The 22059-nt window shown below is 36.8% G+C and carries 18 protein-coding genes; 9 read left to right on the top strand and 9 right to left on the bottom strand.

The window, feature by feature from the left end; translation table 11 throughout:
• Positions 1 to 5 precede the first annotated feature (5 nt).
• Both LVD51_RS14340 and coaD read right to left on the bottom strand, forming a co-directional pair.
• Complete coding sequence (locus LVD51_RS14340; protein WP_236972083.1) at positions 6 to 2348, bottom strand: TonB-dependent receptor; 2343 nt, start codon at positions 2346 to 2348, stop codon at positions 6 to 8.
• 313 nt (positions 2349 to 2661) lie between these two features.
• Entirely contained in the window at positions 2662 to 3129 is a 468-nt protein-coding gene (coaD, locus tag LVD51_RS14335) for a pantetheine-phosphate adenylyltransferase (RefSeq protein WP_236972082.1), read from the bottom strand.
• A 383-nt stretch (positions 3130 to 3512) separates the two neighbouring features.
• On the opposite strand from coaD, the gene lpdA reads away from it, so the two are divergent.
• The 3 genes from lpdA to LVD51_RS14320 all read left to right on the top strand — a co-directional run bounded on the left by lpdA (position 3513) and on the right by LVD51_RS14320 (position 7149).
• A complete protein-coding gene (gene lpdA / locus LVD51_RS14330) occupies positions 3513 to 4907 on the top strand; it encodes a dihydrolipoyl dehydrogenase (RefSeq protein ID WP_236972081.1) in 1395 nt (464 codons plus the stop codon).
• Positions 4908 to 5014: 107 nt separating this feature from the next.
• The gene (locus tag LVD51_RS14325; protein ID WP_236972080.1) at positions 5015 to 6922 is read left to right on the top strand and encodes a peroxidase family protein; all 1908 of its coding nucleotides are present in this window, start codon (positions 5015 to 5017) and stop codon (positions 6920 to 6922) included.
• Positions 6923 to 6930: 8 nt separating this feature from the next.
• Positions 6931 to 7149 (top strand): hypothetical protein, encoded by a 219-nt coding sequence (locus LVD51_RS14320; protein ID WP_236972079.1) that lies wholly within the window; start codon positions 6931 to 6933, stop codon positions 7147 to 7149.
• Positions 7150 to 7268: 119 nt separating this feature from the next.
• On the opposite strand, the gene LVD51_RS14315 is transcribed toward LVD51_RS14320, so the two are convergent.
• Positions 7269 to 8831, bottom strand: a complete 1563-nt coding sequence (locus tag LVD51_RS14315) for a hypothetical protein (protein ID WP_236972078.1) — start codon at positions 8829 to 8831, stop codon at positions 7269 to 7271.
• A 127-nt stretch (positions 8832 to 8958) separates the two neighbouring features.
• Between LVD51_RS14315 and LVD51_RS14310 the strand changes: the two genes are divergently transcribed.
• The 6 genes from LVD51_RS14310 (at position 8959) to LVD51_RS14285 (ending at position 14323) form a co-directional block, all read left to right on the top strand.
• Complete coding sequence (locus LVD51_RS14310) at positions 8959 to 10134, top strand: 2-isopropylmalate synthase (RefSeq protein WP_394803176.1); 1176 nt, start codon at positions 8959 to 8961, stop codon at positions 10132 to 10134.
• Between the two features lie 2 nt (positions 10135 to 10136).
• Complete coding sequence (gene leuC / locus LVD51_RS14305; RefSeq protein ID WP_236972076.1) at positions 10137 to 11525, top strand: 3-isopropylmalate dehydratase large subunit; 1389 nt, start codon at positions 10137 to 10139, stop codon at positions 11523 to 11525.
• A gap of 3 nt (positions 11526 to 11528) precedes the next feature.
• Positions 11529 to 12140, top strand: coding sequence for a 3-isopropylmalate dehydratase small subunit (leuD, locus tag LVD51_RS14300; RefSeq protein WP_262912792.1), 612 nt, complete (start codon positions 11529 to 11531; stop codon positions 12138 to 12140).
• A 22-nt stretch (positions 12141 to 12162) separates the two neighbouring features.
• Positions 12163 to 13224, top strand: a complete 1062-nt coding sequence (gene leuB, locus LVD51_RS14295; RefSeq protein ID WP_236972075.1) for a 3-isopropylmalate dehydrogenase — start codon at positions 12163 to 12165, stop codon at positions 13222 to 13224.
• Positions 13225 to 13367: 143 nt separating this feature from the next.
• Positions 13368 to 13709: an RNA recognition motif domain-containing protein gene (locus LVD51_RS14290; RefSeq protein ID WP_236972074.1), complete on the top strand. Its 342-nt coding sequence runs from the start codon at positions 13368 to 13370 to the stop codon at positions 13707 to 13709.
• Positions 13710 to 13813: 104 nt separating this feature from the next.
• Complete coding sequence (locus LVD51_RS14285; RefSeq protein ID WP_236972073.1) at positions 13814 to 14323, top strand: GNAT family N-acetyltransferase; 510 nt, start codon at positions 13814 to 13816, stop codon at positions 14321 to 14323.
• A gap of 427 nt (positions 14324 to 14750) precedes the next feature.
• On the opposite strand, the gene LVD51_RS14280 is transcribed toward LVD51_RS14285, so the two are convergent.
• The 6 genes from LVD51_RS14280 to LVD51_RS14255 all read right to left on the bottom strand — a co-directional run bounded on the left by LVD51_RS14280 (position 14751) and on the right by LVD51_RS14255 (position 20325).
• Positions 14751 to 15569, bottom strand: coding sequence for a hypothetical protein (locus LVD51_RS14280; protein WP_236972072.1), 819 nt, complete (start codon positions 15567 to 15569; stop codon positions 14751 to 14753).
• 6 nt (positions 15570 to 15575) lie between these two features.
• Complete coding sequence (locus LVD51_RS14275; RefSeq protein ID WP_236972071.1) at positions 15576 to 16271, bottom strand: TonB-dependent receptor; 696 nt, start codon at positions 16269 to 16271, stop codon at positions 15576 to 15578.
• 6 nt (positions 16272 to 16277) lie between these two features.
• Complete coding sequence (locus tag LVD51_RS14270) at positions 16278 to 17900, bottom strand: carboxypeptidase-like regulatory domain-containing protein (protein ID WP_236972070.1); 1623 nt, start codon at positions 17898 to 17900, stop codon at positions 16278 to 16280.
• Positions 17901 to 18557: an outer membrane beta-barrel protein gene (locus LVD51_RS14265; RefSeq protein WP_236972069.1), complete on the bottom strand. Its 657-nt coding sequence runs from the start codon at positions 18555 to 18557 to the stop codon at positions 17901 to 17903.
• Positions 18558 to 18619: 62 nt separating this feature from the next.
• Positions 18620 to 19276, bottom strand: coding sequence for an outer membrane beta-barrel protein (locus LVD51_RS14260; protein ID WP_236972068.1), 657 nt, complete (start codon positions 19274 to 19276; stop codon positions 18620 to 18622).
• A 53-nt stretch (positions 19277 to 19329) separates the two neighbouring features.
• Positions 19330 to 20325, bottom strand: coding sequence for a hypothetical protein (locus LVD51_RS14255; RefSeq protein ID WP_236972067.1), 996 nt, complete (start codon positions 20323 to 20325; stop codon positions 19330 to 19332).
• Positions 20326 to 22059: the final 1734 nt, after the last annotated feature.

The raw sequence follows: 22059 nt of genomic DNA, 5'->3' as shown, positions 1-22059 counted from the left end.
GTCAATTAAAATTTAAAACCCCAAGTGAAATAAGGAATAATAGGTAGAATGGTAATCTCCTTTAATTTGCCATCGAAATCCTGTTGGATAAAGAATGGATTTTTCCTGAAATAAGTATTATATGCTCCAAAAGTCCAAGACGTAGTCATTCTTTTCTTGACTTTCTCTCTTTTAAATGAAATGTCTAAACGATGGTAATCCGACATCCTATAATTGTTTTTTGCGTTGTAAAAGGAGTAGGTATAACTTCCGAAATAATATCGATTTGGAAAACGATAACTGGCCTCCGGCACACTGTAGGCATTCCCAGTTCCATAGATCCAAGCTGTGGACATACTCCACTTTTTAGAAATCTCATGGGAAAGAACCACACTAATGTCGTGTCTGCGATCAAACTTATAGGGATACCATCGCCCCCGATTGATCTCATCAAACTGCCTATTGTTCCAAGACAGGGTATAAGCAATCCATCCCGTCGTTTTTCCAAATTTTTTCTGGAATAACATTTCCAATCCATAGGAATTGCCCCTACCTTGGGTTATTTTATCCTCCCAATCGGTATCGGCTCCGAGGATAAAACTCACTCCAGGTCGATAAGACAACACATTGTCCATTTCTTTGTAGTAGCCTTCTATTGAAAATTCATAGTCATTCCACACCGTCTTGGCCACACCAAGCGCCACTTGCCAACTCTTTTGCGGAACGATATTCTCGGTACTGGGCACCCATAAATCGGTAGGCAAACTCAACGCCTCATTGGACAGCAGGTTTACATATTGAGCCATAGAAGCATAGGAGGCCTTCACCGCCCAACGATCTGGCAGCAAATAACTCATACTCCATCTCGGCTGCAGGGAATGATAAAATTGATCATTGGTAAAAAACTGTGAGTAGTGAAGTCCAATATTCATCCGCAATCGCCCCCAATTGATATCATCTTCGATAAAATACGCTGCTTCAATCGACTTTTCGGAATCTTGTGGAAAATCAGAGATTTCATTTTCATCGTCGTAATTCAACTCATAGGTCAGAGCCCCAGGTTCGTAAGTATGATGGGTCCAATTACTGCCCGCCTTAATAGAATGAATCGAATTGGGCAAATAATCCACGCTGTACTTCAATCCAAAGTCGGTTATGCCAGAAAAATATAAAGAATGAAATTCCTCCGAACCCGTCTCGTCCTTATAATTGTATTCAATATTGTTGTCTAATTGATACTTAGAATACGTCAATGTAGTATTGGCGAAGGTTCTGGGATTCCACTTGTGATTCCAATTTAACGAACCCACAAAATTCCCCCATTTAATAGCGGCATTGGTATCTTCTTGATAGCTTGCATCGGCTCGATTAAATTGATAATTTATTCCGTATTTATCAGAGCCCAAATAAGTACTCAAAATCAAGCGGTGATCTTCATTGAAGCGATAATTCAATTTGCCATTGAAATCGTAAAAAAACGCCGTAGGTAACACTTTTTCATCCAGTCCTTTTTGGCTTATTTTGGCGATAGGACGGGCAATCACATCAATATATGACCTTCGGCCAGAGATTACAAAAGAACTTTTTTCTGGCACTATAGGTCCTTCCACCAATAATTTTGACGACATCAACCCGATCTGACCAGCTCCATGATACTCATTCATATGACCGTCCTTGGTGTTGACTTCCACCACTGATGACAGCCTGCCTCCATACCTCGCGGGGAATCCACCTTTGGTAATACTGACACTTTTAATTGCATCGGCGTTGAAGGAACTGAATATTCCCAATACATGTGTAGGATTATATATGGGAACTCCATCCACCAAAATTAGATTTTGATCGATACTCCCTCCTCTGACAAAGATACCTGATGTACCTTCACTCCCACTCTGGACCCCGGGCAAGAGCTGCAAGGTCTTAAGCACATCGGTTTCCCCTAGAAAGGCCGGTAATTTTTTAATTTGATCGACTGGAATATCATTCTTACTCATCTGACTTTCTTCCTCGATTCGCCGTGCTCGATCGGCCTTGACTTCCAAGGCAGCCAATTGAACAGCATCACTCATTCTCAAATTTATTGAAGTATCTCTGCTTACATTCAAGACTATGGTGTCCGACTGATAACCTACATAACTAAAGATCAATCGCTGTTGTCCCACAGGCAGTGAAAGGCTATAAAAGCCATAGATGTTAGATACCGTTCCTTTTAGAGAATTCATTTCTAAGATATTGGCACCGATAATTTTCTCTCCGGAACCTGTCTCTTCAATATAACCGCTGACGGTAGCTGTTTGAGCAATGGTTGTTTGACGACTGAGGAATAAAATAGCCCCAACCATGGACAAGTGAAATAACAATCTTTTCATGAGTATAAATTCAGTATACAAAACACAATTAATTAAAATATGATTCTAATCGATGGGGCCAATACAAACCATGCTGTATAGATCACTAAATACAATTGTATCAATCTAGTCATTGATCTGTACTCTATCCTAGCACTAAAACCAAATACGATTATAATTATATGGGGAAAAGCTTAACTAAAATTTATTTATTGTAAAATATTGACAACATTCTTCAATAACAAAAGGGGTATTTAGCTATTAAATATAATTTTAAAACGATATCAACGCAAAAACGCTTCTTACCCTCTCGAAAAAAATAATAATTTTTCAATTATTTTGACAAATCATTAGACACTACATCGGGTATAAAAGGAGAAGCATCACCTTCACCAATAATTAATTCTCGAACAATGGTAGAAGAAATATGAGAATACTGAGGTTGGCTAATTAAAAATACAGTTTCAAGGTCTTTTCCTACTATATTATTTAATTGTGAAATTGTTTTTTCATAATCGAAATCAGCTGCACTTCTCAAACCACGAATCAGGTATTGTGCACCTATTTTATTGCAAAAATGAGCAGTTAGTCCTTCAAAATAATCAATTTCTACATTTTCTTTATCTTGAAACACTTCTGTCAACCAAGCCATCCTTTGTTCTAGTGAATACAAATAAGTCTTTTGACTATTGATACCTATAGCCACTATTATTTTATCGAATAAAGGCAAAGCTCTCATAACAATATCGACATGACCTTTGGTTATCGGATCAAAAGAACCAGGAAATACGGCAATTTTCATAAAAATCAGAGATTAGGTTAAACTCACTGCGACGCAATATAATAAAAAATACCATTCTATATTTTTAAACAAAGACAGGGAATAACAAATAATTAATTCAGATAAAAAAATAATCCCAAAAGAAAAATTGACGAAAGTAAATGAAAGAATCCATCCTTAAAATATTGACGAGATAAATACAAGACAGTGTAAAATTTAATGCCAGGGTAATATATTGTGGCAAAAATAAAAACAGTTTATCATCAATTCATATATGATAAAATCAATATATATACTTGTGCTATTCAGTAAAAAATTGCATTAATACTGTGCTAAAATTTCTATTCATACTAGTAAAAGTATATATTTGCCAGAATTATGTAAATACGAAAAATCACAAATATATGACCTACGATCTGATTGTTTTAGGAAGTGGACCCGGCGGTTACGTAGCGGCAATTCGTGCTGCTCAATTGGGAATGAATGTAGCCGTAGTGGAAAGAGATGCATTGGGAGGAATATGCTTAAACTGGGGTTGCATTCCTACAAAAGCATTGCTGAAGAGTGCCCAAGTATTTAACTATCTTCAACATGCAGAGGATTATGGTATCAGTGTAGAAGGTTCTCAACCGGATTTCGACAAAATTATAAGCAGAAGTCGAGATGTAGCCAACGGTATGAGTAAGGGGATATCGTTTTTATTTAAAAAGAATAAGATTGATATATTGCAAGGCAATGGTTTTCTAAAACCGGGTAAAACGGTAGAAGTCGAAAAAGACGGACAGAAAAAATCCTACCAAGCCAAAAATATAATCATAGCCACCGGTGGGCGAAGCAAAGAATTGCCCAATATCCCCATCGATCACAAAGACGTCATAGGTTACCGAGAAGCAATGAACTTAAAATCGCAACCCAAGAAAATGGTAGTAATGGGTGCAGGTGCCATCGGAGTAGAATTTGCATATTTTTACAATTCCATAGGGACAGAAGTAACCGTTGTGGAGTTTTTAGATCAAGGTCTTCTTCCGAGAGAGGATGCCGAGGTTTCCAAAGAATTGAACAAAGTCTTTAAGAAATCAGGAATTACTGTAAAATCTTCAACCAAAGTAAATGCGGTTAGAAGAGACGGTAAATCTCTATTGGTTGAGATAGAAGATGTCAAAAAAGGTAAAAAAGAGACATTGGATTGCGATGTGGTATTGAGTGCCATTGGAATTGCTCCCAATACAGAAAACATTGGACTAGAAGGATTGGGCATTAAGACTGATAGAAACATGATAGTGGTAGATGAATTTTACCGAACCAATGTAGACGGTATATATGCTATTGGCGATGTTATCCCAGGACCAGCATTGGCCCATGTAGCGAGCGCAGAAGGAATCTTATGTGTTGAAAAGATAGCCGGTCAATCCCCTATCCCCATTAATTACAACAACATACCATCTTGTACCTATTGTGCACCTGAGGTAGCTTCTGTAGGATTGACTGAAAGTCAAGCTAAAGAAGCAGGGTATGACATCAAGGTTGGCAAATTCCCATTTGGAGCGTCTGGAAAGGCTAAAGCTGCTGGATCACCAGAAGGATTTGTCAAAGTAATCTTCGATGCCAAATACGGAGAATGGTTAGGATGTCATATGATAGGTGCCAATGTAACGGAAATCATCGCAGAAGCGGTTGTCGCCAGAAAATTGGAAACTACCGGTCACGAAATTATAAAATCCATCCATCCACATCCGACTATGAGTGAGGCTGTGATGGAAGCTACAGCGGCTGCTTACGATGAAGTAATCCATCTTTAAGTAAAAAAACAAGCGATTTATGGATTCCCAACGTCCTTTTTACAGAATTATTGAAAAATATTCTTAATTTAGCTGATGAGATAAAGCGAGAATAAAGTTGTAGACCAATGAACATTCCAAGAACCCGACTTATTATACTATTTGCTTTATTAGCCACAAGTTCAATATTTGCCCAAACCTACCGATCCTACGACGGTAGTGGGAACAATATTGACTTTCCAGAATATGGGGCTAGTTTACATGCGGTCAAAGTGTTGACCAGTTTGCAGTACAGCGACGGCATCAACAGTCCTGGCGGCATCAATCGACCCAATGCGAGAATCATTTCCAATGAAATGTTTGCTGCTGTTGACAATACACCAGATGTACATAATTTAAGTAATCTCGTGTGGGCTTTTGGCAAATTTTTGGAACACGAAATCACTCATTTTAAATCTTCAACCTCTGATCAAATAAAGATTAAGATTCCTCAATGCGATCCTTTCTTCGATCCCAATTGTACGGGTCGAGAGGAAATTGTTATTGATAGATTCGAAACAAGAGCTGGATCGGGCACTGACATCGACAATCCTAGAAATGTGACCAACTATAGCACAGCGTGGATAGATGCCTCAGTCTTGTACGGAACCGACGAAAAAACAGCCCTGTATTTAAGAAGTTTGGAAGGGGGTAAATTAAAAGTATCTGAAGGTAATTTCTTGCCTTTTAATACCATTTCTGGAAACCTCAATGGAATAACCGATGCCCAAGCACCAGCTATGGAATTGATGGATCCAGGCCTCTATCGATACTTTGTTTCTGGCGATCCTAGAATCAATCAAAATTTAGTGATAGCCTCCATGGTCACTTTGTTTTTGCGAGAACACAATAGATTATGCGATGTAATCGCCTTAGAAAGTCCAGGTCTAACTGACGAACAGATTTATCAAAAAGCTAGGAGTTTGGTTTCTGGTATGATTCAGAATATCACATACAATGAATGGTTGCCATCTATTGGTATTTATTTGGAAGAATACCAAGGCTATAATCCCAACATTGACCCCGATGTTTCAAATGAATTTTGTGCCGCTGGTTTTAAAATATGGAATACCCTCCAAAACGAAAGGATATCCTTAATGGACGACAGATGCGAGACCGATCGATTTGGCAGTATTGCCTTCAATGATTTACTTCACGATCCCCTGTCTTTGTTGCAGATTGATATCGATCCTTTGATGAAAGGCTTGGCCAGTGAACGACAACTGAATATGGATTATGAAGTAGTGGATGGAATTCGCAATTTTGAACTCAGATCGGACAACATTGAAATTAAAACCGACTGGATTGCCATGGATATTATGAGGGCTCGAGAAAGAGGTTTACCCGACTACAATACCATGAGAATGGAATTGGGATTAGCTCCTATCGAAAGTTTTTCTGAAATCACCTCCAATATCACTATCCAAAATAAGTTAAAAGAACTCTACAGCAACATCTACAATATTGATCCATGGGTAGGTATAATTGCTGAGGATCACTTTCCCAAGTCGATGCTCGGTGAAACCCTAAACATATTAATTCGAGATCAATTTTCTAGAATACGAAATGGCGATCGATATTACTTTGAGAATGATGAAACCCTGTCAGAAACTGAAAAGAATTTGATTAGAAATACAAAAATGGTCGACATCTTGACCAATAACACCAATATTTCATTTATTCAGGAGAATGTGTTTAAAAGCGAACCCCGATGTTTTAAAGGAGAAATCATCGATACACATTTGTCCGGTATGGTCTTTCCCAATCCAGTGGTGAATGAAATGGACATATCTCTATTTTCAAGAATAAATGGCCCAGTCAATCTTAAGATTATCGATACTTATGGCAAGGTCATTAGCGATCAAATCGTAGAAGTAGAACAAGGTATGAACATCGTTAAGTGCACTGTAAATCCTTCACTTTCCGCTGGCATGTATTTTGTTTCAATCAGCGATCAAAGCCGAACGGGATTGATTAAATTTATAAAAACCAACTAAGCGATATATTGAAAATCAACAAGTCAGATTTACTTACCCTTGCAGGTTTCATCCTGTTTTTATTGGGAATGATGTCTATTTTTCTATCATTAATAGGAGTTAGATTTTCATTTTTGAGCTTTATTGAAAATTGGGGTGGGTATATCGCCTTCGGAGTAAAGTTGTTTATGGCCATTATGGGAATCGTCATTGTATATATAGCCCAAACATCAACGCCAGAAAAATAAGGTCTATTCCAAATCAATACATGTAAAAAAGGATATGGTTCTATATTTATAAAACCAATCGACAACATACCTAGAGTATTTGATAAAATTCATGTCTTCCATCTTGAGCGAGAAAAATATCAGTGAATTTTCTGATTAAATTTTTCGTGAATAATAGATTCCACACTCCTATTCTGAATCTTACTCTCCAACCAAGAAATAATATCTAGATACAAGAAAAATCGATTCTCAATAGGGTCATTTTCCAAATTTTGAAGGTCGGTTTTCAATTGCTTAAAGTGGTCTTTTACTTCCATTAACTTCATCGTGGGTAGTTTTCTTAAGAAGGAAAATATAAACTGATGTACTTTCTGCAATTCTTCCATTTTACCCAAGAATCGATATACTGATTTAACCTGATATTGCAACAATCGTTGATTTCCGAGTTCGTAATGAGCAATTAAGTTTAGGATACGAGCATAGCTTTGAATATCTACTCTTACATCGTATGATTTGTGATTGATAATGAGATTTAGAAAATCAATAGTGCGATTGTAGTCCCCTCCGCCAAAGAAGAGACAGGCGATCTTGTAATAAAACACCATTAATCGATGTACATCCCAATTGTAGGGATTTAATGTGACCATTTCGATTAAATCGTCCAACCAGCGCCAAGATTTTTGAAAGGTCCCTTCGAGGATGTGTAAATCTATTTTATGCAAATAAAAATACAGATAATACAAGCCTTCCAAATTGGCCTTATCTGATTTTATCATCGGTTTAATCTCTTCAAATTTTTTAAACCTGGCGTTGTACCGATCGTAACTATCCAAAAAAAACAGGGCATTGCAAAGGTTGTGCATGGCCTTCATGTAGATCGGCAATTTAATGGATTTCATTTGAGGGAATGAGTCAAACGCATCTACGAATTTGAGACAGTGCCGGTAATAATTTTGAAAATCCTGAATGATATAGTAATACCACATATAGCATTGATGATAAAATATCAACTCATAGAAGGAAGCTGTAGTGACATCGAGGTCGATAAAGTCTCTATAAAAAAACCTCTGTACCAATTCCTTTTCTTCAATATTCTTAATATAGCCGTATTTCAAATACCAATCGTAGAGGTGCAAGGCCTTATTCGACAATACATTGATATGATATGTTTTTTGAAAATAGAGTTCTGACTCCATGGACAGATTGGAAGCCCTATCCCCTACACTACTAGTAATGTATTGACTTTCAATAAACTTTTCAAATTGAATGATATCGCTGATGATGAAAAACTCTTGCAAATCAATGGCTCTGAGCTTCACCTTTTGCAATTGATCTAGACTCTGAATATACAGGCCTTTGTCGTAGAGGATTCTGGCAAAATCAAAGCCTTCCAACAGACCAAACACTTCTTTTTTGGAATACAAATTTCTAAGGCAGCTTAAAATTTGATTGTATAAATTGGCTCGAATATTGGGCAATTGACTTCTCTTCAAACCGGGAATTTGCTTGACCAATTGATCATCGTCAAAACGTTTGCGTTTATTGATTTCCATAAACACATTGTAATAAAAAGTATTGTCCGCCGAGTTACTTCCGCGCTGAACATATATCGAAAAAGCGCGTTTTTCGGCTTTAGACATTGACTTTATCAATTGAAGCAATGCATCTGATTTGGAACTGGGTGTTGTATTAATAAATTTCATTAAAAATTGAAATTCAGATTATTATGTGTAATTTTGTTGACTTATCTCTTGTAAGGCTTTATTTCAATTAGTGTGAACAAATATAAGGCTTTACCTATTTTAGTAATGTAAAATATACAAAAGTTAAATCAATATGACGAAAATACATATTTTCGATACCACATTAAGGGACGGAGAGCAAGTGCCTGGCTGTAAATTGAACCAAGATCAAAAAATAGTATTGGCTAAACAACTGGAGTCATTGGGCGTCGATATCATCGAGGCGGGATTCCCTATTTCCTCACCAGGGGATTTTGAATCGGTTCGAGCCATAGCCAGAACTATAAAAGACAGTACGGTTTGCGGGTTGTCGCGCGCTGTAGAAAAAGATATTGAAGTGGCCGCTGAAGCGCTAAAAGAAGCCGTTCGACCAAGAATACACACTGGTATCGGAACTTCTGAAAACCACATCAAATATAAATTTAAAAGTACTGAGGATAAAATTCTAGAACGGATCAAACAATCCATTTCCTATGCTAAAAAATTTGTTGAAGACATTGAGTTTTATGCGGAAGATGCCGGAAGAACGAGAAATGAATTTTTAGCTCGGGCTTGTCAAGTAGCCATCGATGCAGGTGCTACCGTCCTCAATATTCCAGATACTACTGGGTATTGTCTTCCCCAAGAATACGGTGAAAAAATAGCCTATTTGGCTGCCAATCTAACAGGACTGGAACACGTAGTTATTTCCACACACTGTCACAACGATTTAGGTCTGGCTACTGCCAACAGTATATTTGGTGTTATCAATGGAGCTCGACAAATAGAGTGTACCATCAACGGCATTGGAGAAAGAGCGGGGAATACTTCTCTCGAAGAATGTGTAATGACGTTGAAACAACATCCAGAATTGGGATTTGAGACCAATATTCGAACCCAATTGTTGCATACTACCAGTCAAATGGTATCTCATGAAATGGGTATGATCATTCAACCCAATAAGGCTATCGTAGGATCCAACGCTTTTGCTCACTCATCTGGTATTCACCAAGACGGAGTAATTAAGGAACGATCGACCTATGAAATCATTGATCCAGCTGAAGTTGGCGTAGACAAATCTTCCATCGTTTTAACTGCTCGAAGTGGTCGAGCTGCACTAGCCTATCGATTGAAAGAATTGGGCTGTGAAGTGACCAAATTGGAATTAGATGCACTTTATGCCAAATTTTTAGAGCTTGCAGACGTTAAGAAAGAGATAGGAGAGACTGAACTTATGTTTCTTGCTGAAAATAAAGACAGTATTTACGCAGATTACGCAAAATAATTATGGGAAAAACACTATTTGACAAGATTTGGGATGCACACGTGGTTCACGCGGTAAACGCATCACAAGAAGTATTGTATATAGACCGTCATTTTATTCATGAAGTGACGAGTCCACAGGCATTTGCAGGTCTTAGAGACCGCGGAATTGGTTTGTTTAGAAAAGATCAAACCGTAGCGACGGCCGATCACAACGTACCGACCATCAATCAACATCTACCGATCGAAGAGCCGTTGAGTAGAATTCAAGTAGAGACCCTGACAAAGAATTGTGCTGAATTCGATGTCAATCTTTTTGGATTGGGTCATGAAAACCAAGGGATAGTCCACGTTATCGGACCAGAATTAGGAATTACTCAACCCGGCATGACCATAGTTTGTGGGGATAGTCATACCTCTACTCACGGGGCATTTGGAACCATTGCTTTTGGAATTGGGACCAGTCAGGTAGAGCAAGTTTTTGCCACCCAAACCCTATTGGTTAGCAAACCGAAAAAAATGCGCATTAACATCGAAGGACAATTGTCTGAAGGTGTATTGTCCAAAGATATCATTCTGTATCTCCTAGCCAAACTGACGGCTGGTGGCGGTACGGGATACTTTATAGAATATGCCGGTGAGGCCATCGAATCATTATCTATGGAAGCTAGAATGACCATATGTAATATGAGTATCGAGATGGGAGCTCGAGGCGGTTTAATTGCCCCTGACCAAAAAACATTTGACTATATCCAGGGAAGAGATTATGCCCCTAGTGGTCAGGAGTGGACTGAAGCCCTAGCCTACTGGAAAACATTGAAAACGGATAGCGACGCCGAATTCGATTTGGAGTATACCTTCCAAGCATCCGACATTGAGCCCATGGTAACCTATGGTACAAATCCTGGTATGGGGTTAAAAGTAACCGAAAATATACCTAGTGGATTGTCTTCCTCTAAACAGGAGTCTTTTTCCAAGTCCTTGGAATATATGGGATTGCAAGCCGATCAACCGATACAGGGCTTAGCGATTCAGAATGTATTTATAGGGAGTTGTACCAATTCGCGAATGGAAGACTTGCGAATAGCGGCAAAGTATGTCCAGGGTAAAAAAGTTAAAGAAGGAGTACGAGCGATGATAGTACCGGGATCCCAACAAGTGAGTAAGCAAGCCATAGCTGAGGGATTAGATAAAATATTTACAGAAGCGGGATTTGAATTTAGAGAGGCAGGTTGTTCTGCGTGTTTGGGAATGAATGAGGATAAAATCCCAATGGGAGAATATTGTGTATCCACTTCCAACAGAAACTTTGAAGGCCGACAAGGCCCGGGGGCGAGAACCATCTTAGCCAGCCCATTAACAGCGGCAGCAGCAGCTATTCACGGTAAAATTGTAGACCCAAGAGAAAACTAAAGTATGGAAAAATTAGTGTTATTAAAAGATACGGCAGTGCCCATGCCGATGGAGGATATCGATACAGATCAAATCATTCCGGCTCGATTTTTAAAAGCTATCGACAAAAAAGGATTTGGCGACAATTTATTTTACGATTGGAGATACGATAAAAACGATAAACCCAATTCCTCATTTATCCTAAACAATCCAATATACAGTGGATCGATTTTGGTAGCGGGAAAAAACTTTGGTTGTGGTTCAAGTAGAGAACACGCAGCTTGGGCCTTGTTTGGATATGGGTTTCGAGTGGTAATATCCAGTTATTTCGCCGACATATTCAAAGGGAATGCCCTAAACAACGGATTGCTTCCCCTTCAGGTAAGTCCTGAATATTTAGACTTAATTCTCGATCGATTAAGTACTGATCCCAATACAGAGATAGAAGTCAACCTAGAGGAACAATACGTGCAATTACTGCCAGATGGACACCGAGAAAAATTTGAAATTGACGATTATAAGAAAATGTGTCTTCTCAACGGATACGACGATATCGACTATTTATTGAGTTTGGAAGATAAGATCAAAGACTTTGAGAGCAATCGAAGTTATGTTCATAAAACCATCAGAAAATAATCCCTGAAATAAAAAAACAACGATGAAAAAAAATATTGCCGTACTGGCTGGAGACGGAATAGGACCTGAAGTTATTCGAGAGGCGAGAAAGGTCTTGGATGCGATTGCTAAGAAGTATAATCATGAGTTTATATATCATGAAGCCGACACGGGAGCCATGGCCATAGATCTTCACGGAGATCCTCTACCGGAGGCCACTCTTAAGACCTGTAAAGAATCCGATGCCGTACTTTTCGGAGCGATAGGAGATCCTAAATACGACAACAATCCCGATGCCAAAGTAAGACCGGAACAGGGATTGTTAAAACTGCGAAAGGAATTGCAATTATTTGCCAATTTGCGTCCCGTCATGGCATTTGATTCGATATTGCATTTATCTCCATTGAGAGAAGAGCGAATTAAAGGTGCCGATTTTATAATATACCGAGAGTTGACTGGGGGTATATATTTTGGAGAAAAGAAAGAAGACGACGGTAGCGGTACTGCTTCGGATTTGATGTCCTACCACGATTTTGAGATTGAGCGCATTGCCAAATTGGCATTTGAGGCAGCCCAAAATCGAAAAAAGAAATTGACCCTAATAGACAAAGCCAATGTATTGGCATCTTCGAGGTTGTGGAGAAAGGTAGTTCAAAAGATGGCATCTGACTATCCCGATGTGACATTGGATTATTTATTTGTAGACAATGCAGCTATGCAAGTCATCTTAAACCCTGCCCAATTCGATGTAGTCTTGACATCGAATATGTTTGGGGATATTATTTCAGACGAAGCGTCTACCATTAGTGGTTCATTGGGATTATTGCCCAGTGCATCAGTGGGTAATGGCCATTCTATGTTTGAGCCCATTCACGGATCCTACCCTCAAGCCAAGGGAAAGGATATAGCCAATCCAATGGCGGCCATATTATCTGCTGCGATGATGTTGGAACACTGGGGATTATACGATGAAGCTCAAGAAATAAAAAGAGCCATAGACAATTGTTTGCAAAATAATTATGCGACAGTGGATATAAATCCAGATTCTGCAAAAAAATGTTCAGAAGTTGGAACTTTTATTGTTAATTTTATTTTTAAAAATTAACACATAATTGTTGACAATTAGAATATCTTTGTGTTAGTTTGATATTAGTAGTAATTTTAGACGGATTGCGCGAGAACTTTGCTATGAGACTATCAACCTAATTATACGTATTTTGTATTTTTTTTTATTTTAATATTTTTATAATGAACATTTTTGTAGCAAAACTTAGTCGCAACACATCTGATTACGAATTAGAGCAGGCTTTCAGTCAATTTGGTGAAATTAAATCAGCCAAAGTAATTATGGATCGAGAAACGGGTAATTCCAAATGTTTCGGATTCGTAGAAATGTATGAGGAAGAAGAAGCCAAAGAAGCAATTGCAGCTTTGGACAATTCTGAATTAGACGGTAGTACCATTGTAGTTAAAGAAGCAAAACCGAGAGAGAATCGCGGTGGTGGCGGAGGAGCACGTGGAGGTTTCAACCGCAATCGCGGTGGCGGCGGAGGCCGTGGTGGTTTTTCAAGAGGAAATTCAGGATATTAATCCTCGATCGAACTTGAAATTCAATCCATATTCTTCTCTTTAGAGAATTATTTAAAAAGCTCTCCTAAACCGAGGGCTTTTTTTATTTTACAACTCAAAAATTGATGAATAATCATTTTGCAATTCGAAAGGCCAATCGAGAAGATGTCGGCATTATAAGAGAAATGGCTTACAAAATATGGCCATCGACCTTTAAGAATATTCTCTCTATAGATCAAATCGACTACATGTTGGATCTAATGTACAGTGAAGAAGAATTATGTCGTAGAATGAAAATTCAAAATCAAGATTTTTACCTCATTGAAGATAAGCATCGCGCTTTGGGCTATTTGGAGTTGGCCTGTCACTACCCCAGCCCAATCTTGGCCAAAATTCACAAAATATATATCCTGCCTTCAGCCCAAAATCAAGGACTTGGACAGAAGTTAATATGGTTCGCTGAAAATCAAGCAATTTCAGAAAATTGTAAACAATTGACACTGAATGTCAATAAATTTAATCCAGCTATTACATTTTATGAAAAATCTGGATTTAAGAAAATAGCGGAAGAAGTAATCGACATCGGAAATGGTTTTGTAATGGACGATTATGTGTATGAAAAGACATTGACATAATTTTTAATACATAGGATTGAAAATCCACACATACCCCTAATCAAAGACTATCAGAGGGAGTTTATATCAAATTCCTTCATGATTATCGGTTATGTTTCGATTTATTGATAGTAAAGATGCCCCACCAAGACAGAGAATTGTAACCAGACCTCAAAAAAAATTTAAGAATAAAATTTCGAAACCGAAAAGCTGCACATATATTTGCAGCCAAATGGTTTCTTAATTTAAGAATATAAGAAAATGAGAAAATTGGTATTACAGGTTGATCTTATCCCCAAAAAACAGACAGTAGATTAAGCTAAACAACATCGATAGCCTAATTCCCTATTCAGAAGAGGTGGCAGTTTACTGACAGGCTAACTAAGCGAAGTTGTTGGTTAAAGTAACCTCATTAATTCATTTTAAATGCATATGATATTCATCCATGCTAGAATTTCATATTAAAAGTGTCGCGATAGGCAAAACAAAACAATCCATTGCCCATACCAATATTGGAATAGGCTGGCTCATACGAAGTATAGCTTTCTCCTATGACATTTCTTCCCAAATTTTCAAAAAAACGTTGATACTCTGAATCGGCATAAACGACCTCCAACACAACACTATCAAATTCTTGATATTTTGATATTTCCATCCCAGGAAATTCAATGAGACCGCCTTCAAACTCTATCCAGTTGTTATATGCCAATCCAATAGGCTGAATGCTATCTGTTATGCTACCTTCAAAATAAGTCTTAGGTCCAAAACTAAAATATCCTCGCGAAAGAGAGCTTTTAAATCCAGCGAATAAATTATAACCGTCGAGCACCAGCTTCTGAACCTCGGTATCTATTGTCTTAGGCAAAGGAGATATCCAATTCGAAACAAATATCTCGCCTTTGTAATCACACCTCAATTGATACGATTCATTTTCATCTATTTGTATTTCACCCTCAAATACTCCCATTGAATCGGCGACAAATTTTTGACTATTACCACTATTATCCCAAATCTCTATTTCAACTCCCCCTATGCTATTCAATACATAGGTTCTAACCTCTTCACCATCAACTATTTTAATTTCAATATTTTCAAAATTAGTACTGGCGGCAACCACCTCCCCTCGAATTCGTGTATTCTCAATAATTACGTGTATCACAGGTTCTTTTTCACCAGCGGGAAGATCAATATTTGTGTTTAACTCAGTTTGACAGCCACCAATCCAAAACCAACTGATGGCAAACAACGACCTAATGAATATTCTCATATTAATTTACTTGATATATAATTTATAATAAAAACTAGGCACCACTCCAAAATTGGAAATCTTCTTTATTTTCTTAGAGGGAAAATCAGGTATAATATGGTCAGCATTGAATCGATTATAAGCATTAAAAAGATTGAAACTAAAGATTGATTTCCTGCCTTTTTTACTTTCCAAAGTCCTACTAATAGAAAGATCCAATCGATGGTATAACGGTAAAGAGAAATTGTTCTTCCCTGATATATAATTATAGTTACGCAATAGATTACTGTGAACTACTGCATTAGGTATAGTAAAAGGAAATCCACTAGCCATGGTCCACTGACTGCCGATCAATAGTTTTTTGTAGGGAAAAATAAATTGAATTTTCAATTCATGTTCTCTTCCATAATCCGCTCTAAAACTGTTGCCATTATTGATATTTTCATATTGTCTTTCTGACTTAATCCAAGTATAGCCCAACTGGAGATTGCTTTTATTCCTCCATGCTTTGGATAGAGACAATTCCATCCCATAATTATACCCCTCGCCACCCGATGCCTCCAAAGAATAGTATTGATCACTATTGTCGATAATTGAATAATAACTCAGATTCGTAAATGACTGGTAAAAAGCTTCCACATTACCCTCCCAACCGGACACTAGATTATTATTATACCCCAAATTAAAACGCTGGGATTGACTTATTTTTTCTTCTTTTTCCACAAATATCTATTGCGGATATTCTAGTAACAAATGATCGCCATAGGGTATGTGTTTGTTTTGACTACTGGCCTCATAATTAAAATACAAATTGCTATGTCCACTTAAAAGATAAGACAATGAGACTTTGGGTAGTAAAATGGTTTGACCTTGATTGAAGTAATACATGGCTTTTATTCCCCCCTCATAATTCCACTTCTCTTGACTACCTCCATAATTTGCGTACAAAGAGGTCCAAGATTGTTGATTCTCAAAGGGGCCAAATGTGGCGCTAGTCGAACTTTTTTCTTGTAGAGTAATCAATCCTTCTGAAAATTCTTTATAAGTAATTAAATGCCCTGATTCTATCTGTGCACCGAGACTTAACTTTTGATTTTCGGAATTTCTCCTAATCCATTCGCTCCTGTATCCCATGTTACGATGAGATTGATACTGATCGGAATTGTCAAAATATCGATCGAATTGATTGTCATTAGCATTGTTCCTACCTTCATCTTCACCTAACAAACGAGGCCTATTGGCATTCACATACAAGTGATTAGACCATGTCCAATGTGAATGGATCTCATGTAGTGATTTAATACTGGCCAATCCAACCCAATTATTTTGGATATAATGATAATTTTCAAAATCATACCCGCCACCATAATTTTCTAAATCCTCACCCTTAGAACCCAAATTGCTAAAAGCGCCCAAGACCGTCATAGATAGCTGCCCCGAAAGAAAAGGTTGCTGAGTCTTAAATCCCACATCGATAGCATCTGCAAACCTAATTTCAAAATTGCTTTTTTCTCTTATATTTTTTAGTAGTGGATAAAGGTTGATGATGTCAAAATAACTAATTCTAGCACCTACATTATAACTTCCTTTGCCCAATTGCCCCGATTGTTGATAACCGCTATTCAAAAGTCCCAGCGTAAAATTAGATGTTTTTTCTCCACTTCCCGATGCCACTCGAACATCGATCACTCCTCCCAACACATTGGAATACACCATTGGTTTGGCTCCTTTAAATACTCTTACATCTTGGACCAAATCGGGATTCATCACCGACATTAGTCCAAATAAATGACTGTATTCTGGCAATGCCACACCATCGACTGCCAGTATATGGTGATCGTATTCCGTCCCTCGAATCACTATTCTCGACGCGCCGTCTCTGCTCGAACTCACGCCTGGCAAATACAGGCTCGCTTTCACTGGATCCGGATAACCGGTAAAAGAAGGTAAAAACTGCGCTCTTTCCAAAGACAAAACACTGCCCCCTTGTGCGTCTTTTCTATTAAAAGGGATTAATTTATCCGCCACTATCTTTACTTCCTTTAGCAACCGAGATCGCATCATAAAAGTGACCGATTTTGTTTGATCGATAATAATAGTGGTGTCGATATCGTCATACCCAATATAAGATATTCGCATTCGATGTTGGCCAGCGGGGATATACATCTGAAAATGTCCTTCCTCATTACTAGAAGTTCCAGTTTTCAAATCAGGGAAATAAATATGAGCTCCATACAGTGGATTTTGGGACAAGGCATCGATGACCCTTCCCTCTAATGCGCTATTTTGTGCTTTCACTTCTACCTGAAAGGAGGTCAAAAGCAGCCATAGTATTATAATAAATATCCTCATTTATTTGGATTTTATGGAATCTAAAGGAAGTGAAATACCTATGCGGAGATTTTTATTGATTGGTTCTACGACTGAACTATCGATATCTTTAAGTTTTTTTCCATAATGAAATAAACTTTCTTCATATTCAGCAAAAATGGAAAACTTATTGAGGTTCCAGCCCAGACCTCCCATTACTCGTACATCAGATCTATTTAAGTAAGGACTGTAGATCTCACTAAAATCTTTCCCAAAATTAAAGGCATAATTATAAGAGGCACCCGCATAAAAATAAAACGGATCCAAGATGGTCACTTGAACAGATAGCGGTATCTGTAGGTAGTGGGCATAAACTGATTTATGCATTACAAAATTATCAAGATTAGGTAATTCTACATCCGCTCTACTCCCCATTAAGTTGTATCTGAGCCCAGATTGTATCCGCAGATTTTCCTTTCTCAACAAAGACACTTCAAGTCCAGTTGTCAAGCCAAAGGTGGGTTTCAAAGTATTGTCAAATGCATTAGTTGCAGGCCCCCAAATATCTCGCTTAATTTCCCTGTTTTTATGAACAGTTTGAACCTTGGTCGCATTGAGTGACAATGTAAATTCAAAGAGGGATTGAGCAGTTACACTCTCTACCATCATCGTATATAAAAGGACAATAAAAATTCGCATAGTCATATAATTAAAAAATGAGCGAACTGTTTTTCAGTTCGCTCACAACATTTCAATAAAATTTATTTCGATTTTATGGAATCTAAAGGAATTGAAATACCTATGCGGAGATTTTTACTGATTGGTTCTACGACTGAACTATCGATATCCTTAAGTATTTTTCCATAATGAAATAAACTTTCTTCATATTCAGCAAAAATGGAAAACTTAATGAGTTTCCAGCCCAGACCTCCCATTACTCGTACATCAGATCTATTTAAGTAAGGACTGTATATCTCACTAAAATCTTTCCCAAAATTAAAGGCATAATTATAAGAGGCCCCTGCATAAAAATAAAACGGATCCAAGATGGTAACTTGAACAGATAGCGGTATCTGTAGGTAGTGGGCATAAACTGATTTATGCATTACAAAATTATCAAGATTAGGTAATTCTACATCCGCCCTACTCCCCATTAAATTGTATCGAAGTCCAGATTGCATCCGCAGATTTTCCTTTCTCAGCAATGACATTTCAAGTCCAGCTGTCAAGCCAAAAGTGGGCTTCAAAGTATTGTCAAATGCATTGGTTGCAGGGCCCCAAATATCTCGCTTTATTTCACTATTTTTATGAACGGTTTGCACCTTGGTGGCATTGAATGACAATGTAAACTCAAAGGGAGATTGTGCTTCTACTCTACATACTATTACCAGACATAAAAAACCTATGTAAAATCTCATAATAATAAATTTATAATTGAAAGAAAACTAATATAAGGTTCGATAATAATAAATTAATAACAATTATGAATTAAGTGAGCCCAAATTTCAGGATTTCCAATCACCCCTTGAGAGGTAACTTTCGCACTGGCATGAGCAATATCTGGGACATAGTTATTCGGATGATTTCCATTAGTGTTAATATACCCTGGTTGTGTAGGGTAAAATAATTCTAAAAAAGTACCCCCATTATGAGTTCTTTCAGTTACATTATTTACATCAATTTTAAGAATCGTATTAATTCCTATATAAGCAAATTCTTTAGATCTTAATTTAGTTTCTTTTCGATAATGCAAATTATTGTAATTCACCCACTTATACCCTCCAAACAATCTTTTCTTTTCCTTAAATGTTTGTGTTTTTATAGCAATATATGGTCTAATTCCACTACCCCAACGATTATATCCGTTATAAATCCACAAATCTATTCTTCTGTCCGCATTTTTATTAAATGCATCCTTAAAAATTCTTTCTGTACATGTTCCTCTTAACTCAAAGTTATTCTGCTTTTGATCTTGTTCCAAATACTCCTCATGTAATTTTAATTCAGTATTATCCATAGTAAGCACTTTACTTTTCATACTTTTGGGAAAAGAATACAATTTATCTTTGTATATCTTTATGATTTTCCCCTCAATTTCGACGATTCCCTTTTCGTTCACAAAATTAGGATAGGCATCAAAGGAGTAAACTGGTTGCATTTTATCTTCTTCATCAAAATACCAGATTTTGTCCTCATTTTGTTCAATAAATGCCCAATATTCTTCATCTGTTCCCGATAATTCTATCTTTTCTAATTCCGCAAGTTTTTCATCATAGCGCTCTTGGGCACTTACAAAACCAGATTTAATATCCTTACCAGATATCGTACCTTCCTGATTTTTGACTATGAAACGCTCTAATGATTCAGCATTTTCAAATGCAAGAATAGGCATACTAGTTTCGGATCGAGTAATCGCTAATTCATCTTTATTACATCCTGAAAATAAAAATGAAATCACCACTAACAAACAAACACTAATGTGTTTGATGTTTGATGTTTGATGTTTGATGTTTGATGTTTGATGTTTGATTTCATATCAATTAATTTAATACATTAAATAATAGTAAAAATACAAATAATACTCAAATATTATAATAATCAAAATTTATAAAATATAAAACAATTCAATTACACACAGAAGCATATTTTCAAAAACAAAACAATAAATTCAACACCCCCGCTTCTACAACAGTCTACAATATATTATATTAATCAAAAACACCACGCAATATAAAATACTCATATTAAACATCTACAAAATCAACAAGAAAAAACAAAACCAAATTTTAAATAAAAACAATTGATTATATTATAAAATAAACACACAATTAGTTAAATAATTTTTTAACTAAGTCAGCAGATATACAAAAATGTATGTATATTAATAGAGGTCACTAAATACTCTATTCAATTAAAGCTTAGAAGAAATAAGTCTCAGCAGATCGGAAAAATAATAGTCCAGAGTGCTTTCTTGTGGATTAATTAGAATCGAGGGTAATAAATATTAGCCTTGGTTAAGTAAGACTATGCAAAACTGAAGGTCTTCGCCCTAATCGGAATGGAAGTGGCCCATCTGAAATATAAGCAGCTATAACTTCGTCAGCATAAAAGCTATTATCATTTCACCTATATGGAAGTCTCGGAGGGGATTTAGCAAACCCACCCAAAATCAGAGACTTTGTCCTTTCCATTCCATTTACAACCACTGCGAGAGCAATAACCTGGTTGATTTTAAAACTGCTAATACCTGTACGATTTATTTTAAGCCTCAAGAGTCTATTCCTATTTTTTCTTTTCTTTAAACCGATATCTGTTCTGATAAAATTTTACAATAAATTTGTCACAAATTAGGGTCTCATCTGACTTCTTCCCCATGTTAATGCTACCTATTAACAAATTTAGATTAGTATTTCATTAAAAATTTTGGGTATTTTTTATAAAAATGGATAGTCTATTAAATGTTGCTTTCACAAGAAAAAGCAAACAGGGTTGCTATAGGCATGACGGAAGGTAAACCCTAGATTATTCTCGTATTATTCACAGCCATAGGTCAGCTGCAATAGTTCAATGAAAAGAATGAAAAAAGAAATAGATCGAGGACAATGTAAAAATGTGGAGCAAAATTGACTATCTAACAAAAAATTTGAATTGACTTGTAGAATGAACGCCAGCATATCCTTATGACCCCATCTTGTTTTTCCATGTAGCATATATAAGTATCACTTGTCATAATACTACCATAAGACATTATTCTATCAACAACTTCACTTATACGAACTATATTTACAACCAATTGTAATCATTTGATTTTAAATACCGTATGCATTTTAACAATCAGATGGATTATTTAATAATTTCACCACTAAGAACACAAGGATCTTTCAGTGGACACAATGAAGGATGGCAATGAATCATAAAGAGCTCCAACGGAGGAAAATGATTGGTCAAAAGTTGATTTGTCATGGTTTCTGTTTTGCCAATCAGAAAAATATATTTTAAAAACACAATTTAATAATACAGATCTAAGGTGGACAATAACAACGCCAAATCAAAATCTTTATCATTAACTCCGAGCCGCACTAATAGCAGACTCTACAATACAGGAAAAAACCATAAGATTAACATGACAGTCAAATAAGATTTATGCAAAGCGTTGCCCATTCAGACTTACTGTGATATCAAACACTTAATAACATATTGA

Origin of the sequence: Membranihabitans marinus, from assembly GCF_021729155.1 — a bacterium.
In the GTDB taxonomy this organism is placed as follows: domain Bacteria; phylum Bacteroidota; class Bacteroidia; order Chitinophagales; family Saprospiraceae; genus Membranihabitans; species Membranihabitans marinus.
Note: the sequence above shows the minus strand (reverse complement) of the source record. Positions and strands in the feature narration are given on the sequence as shown.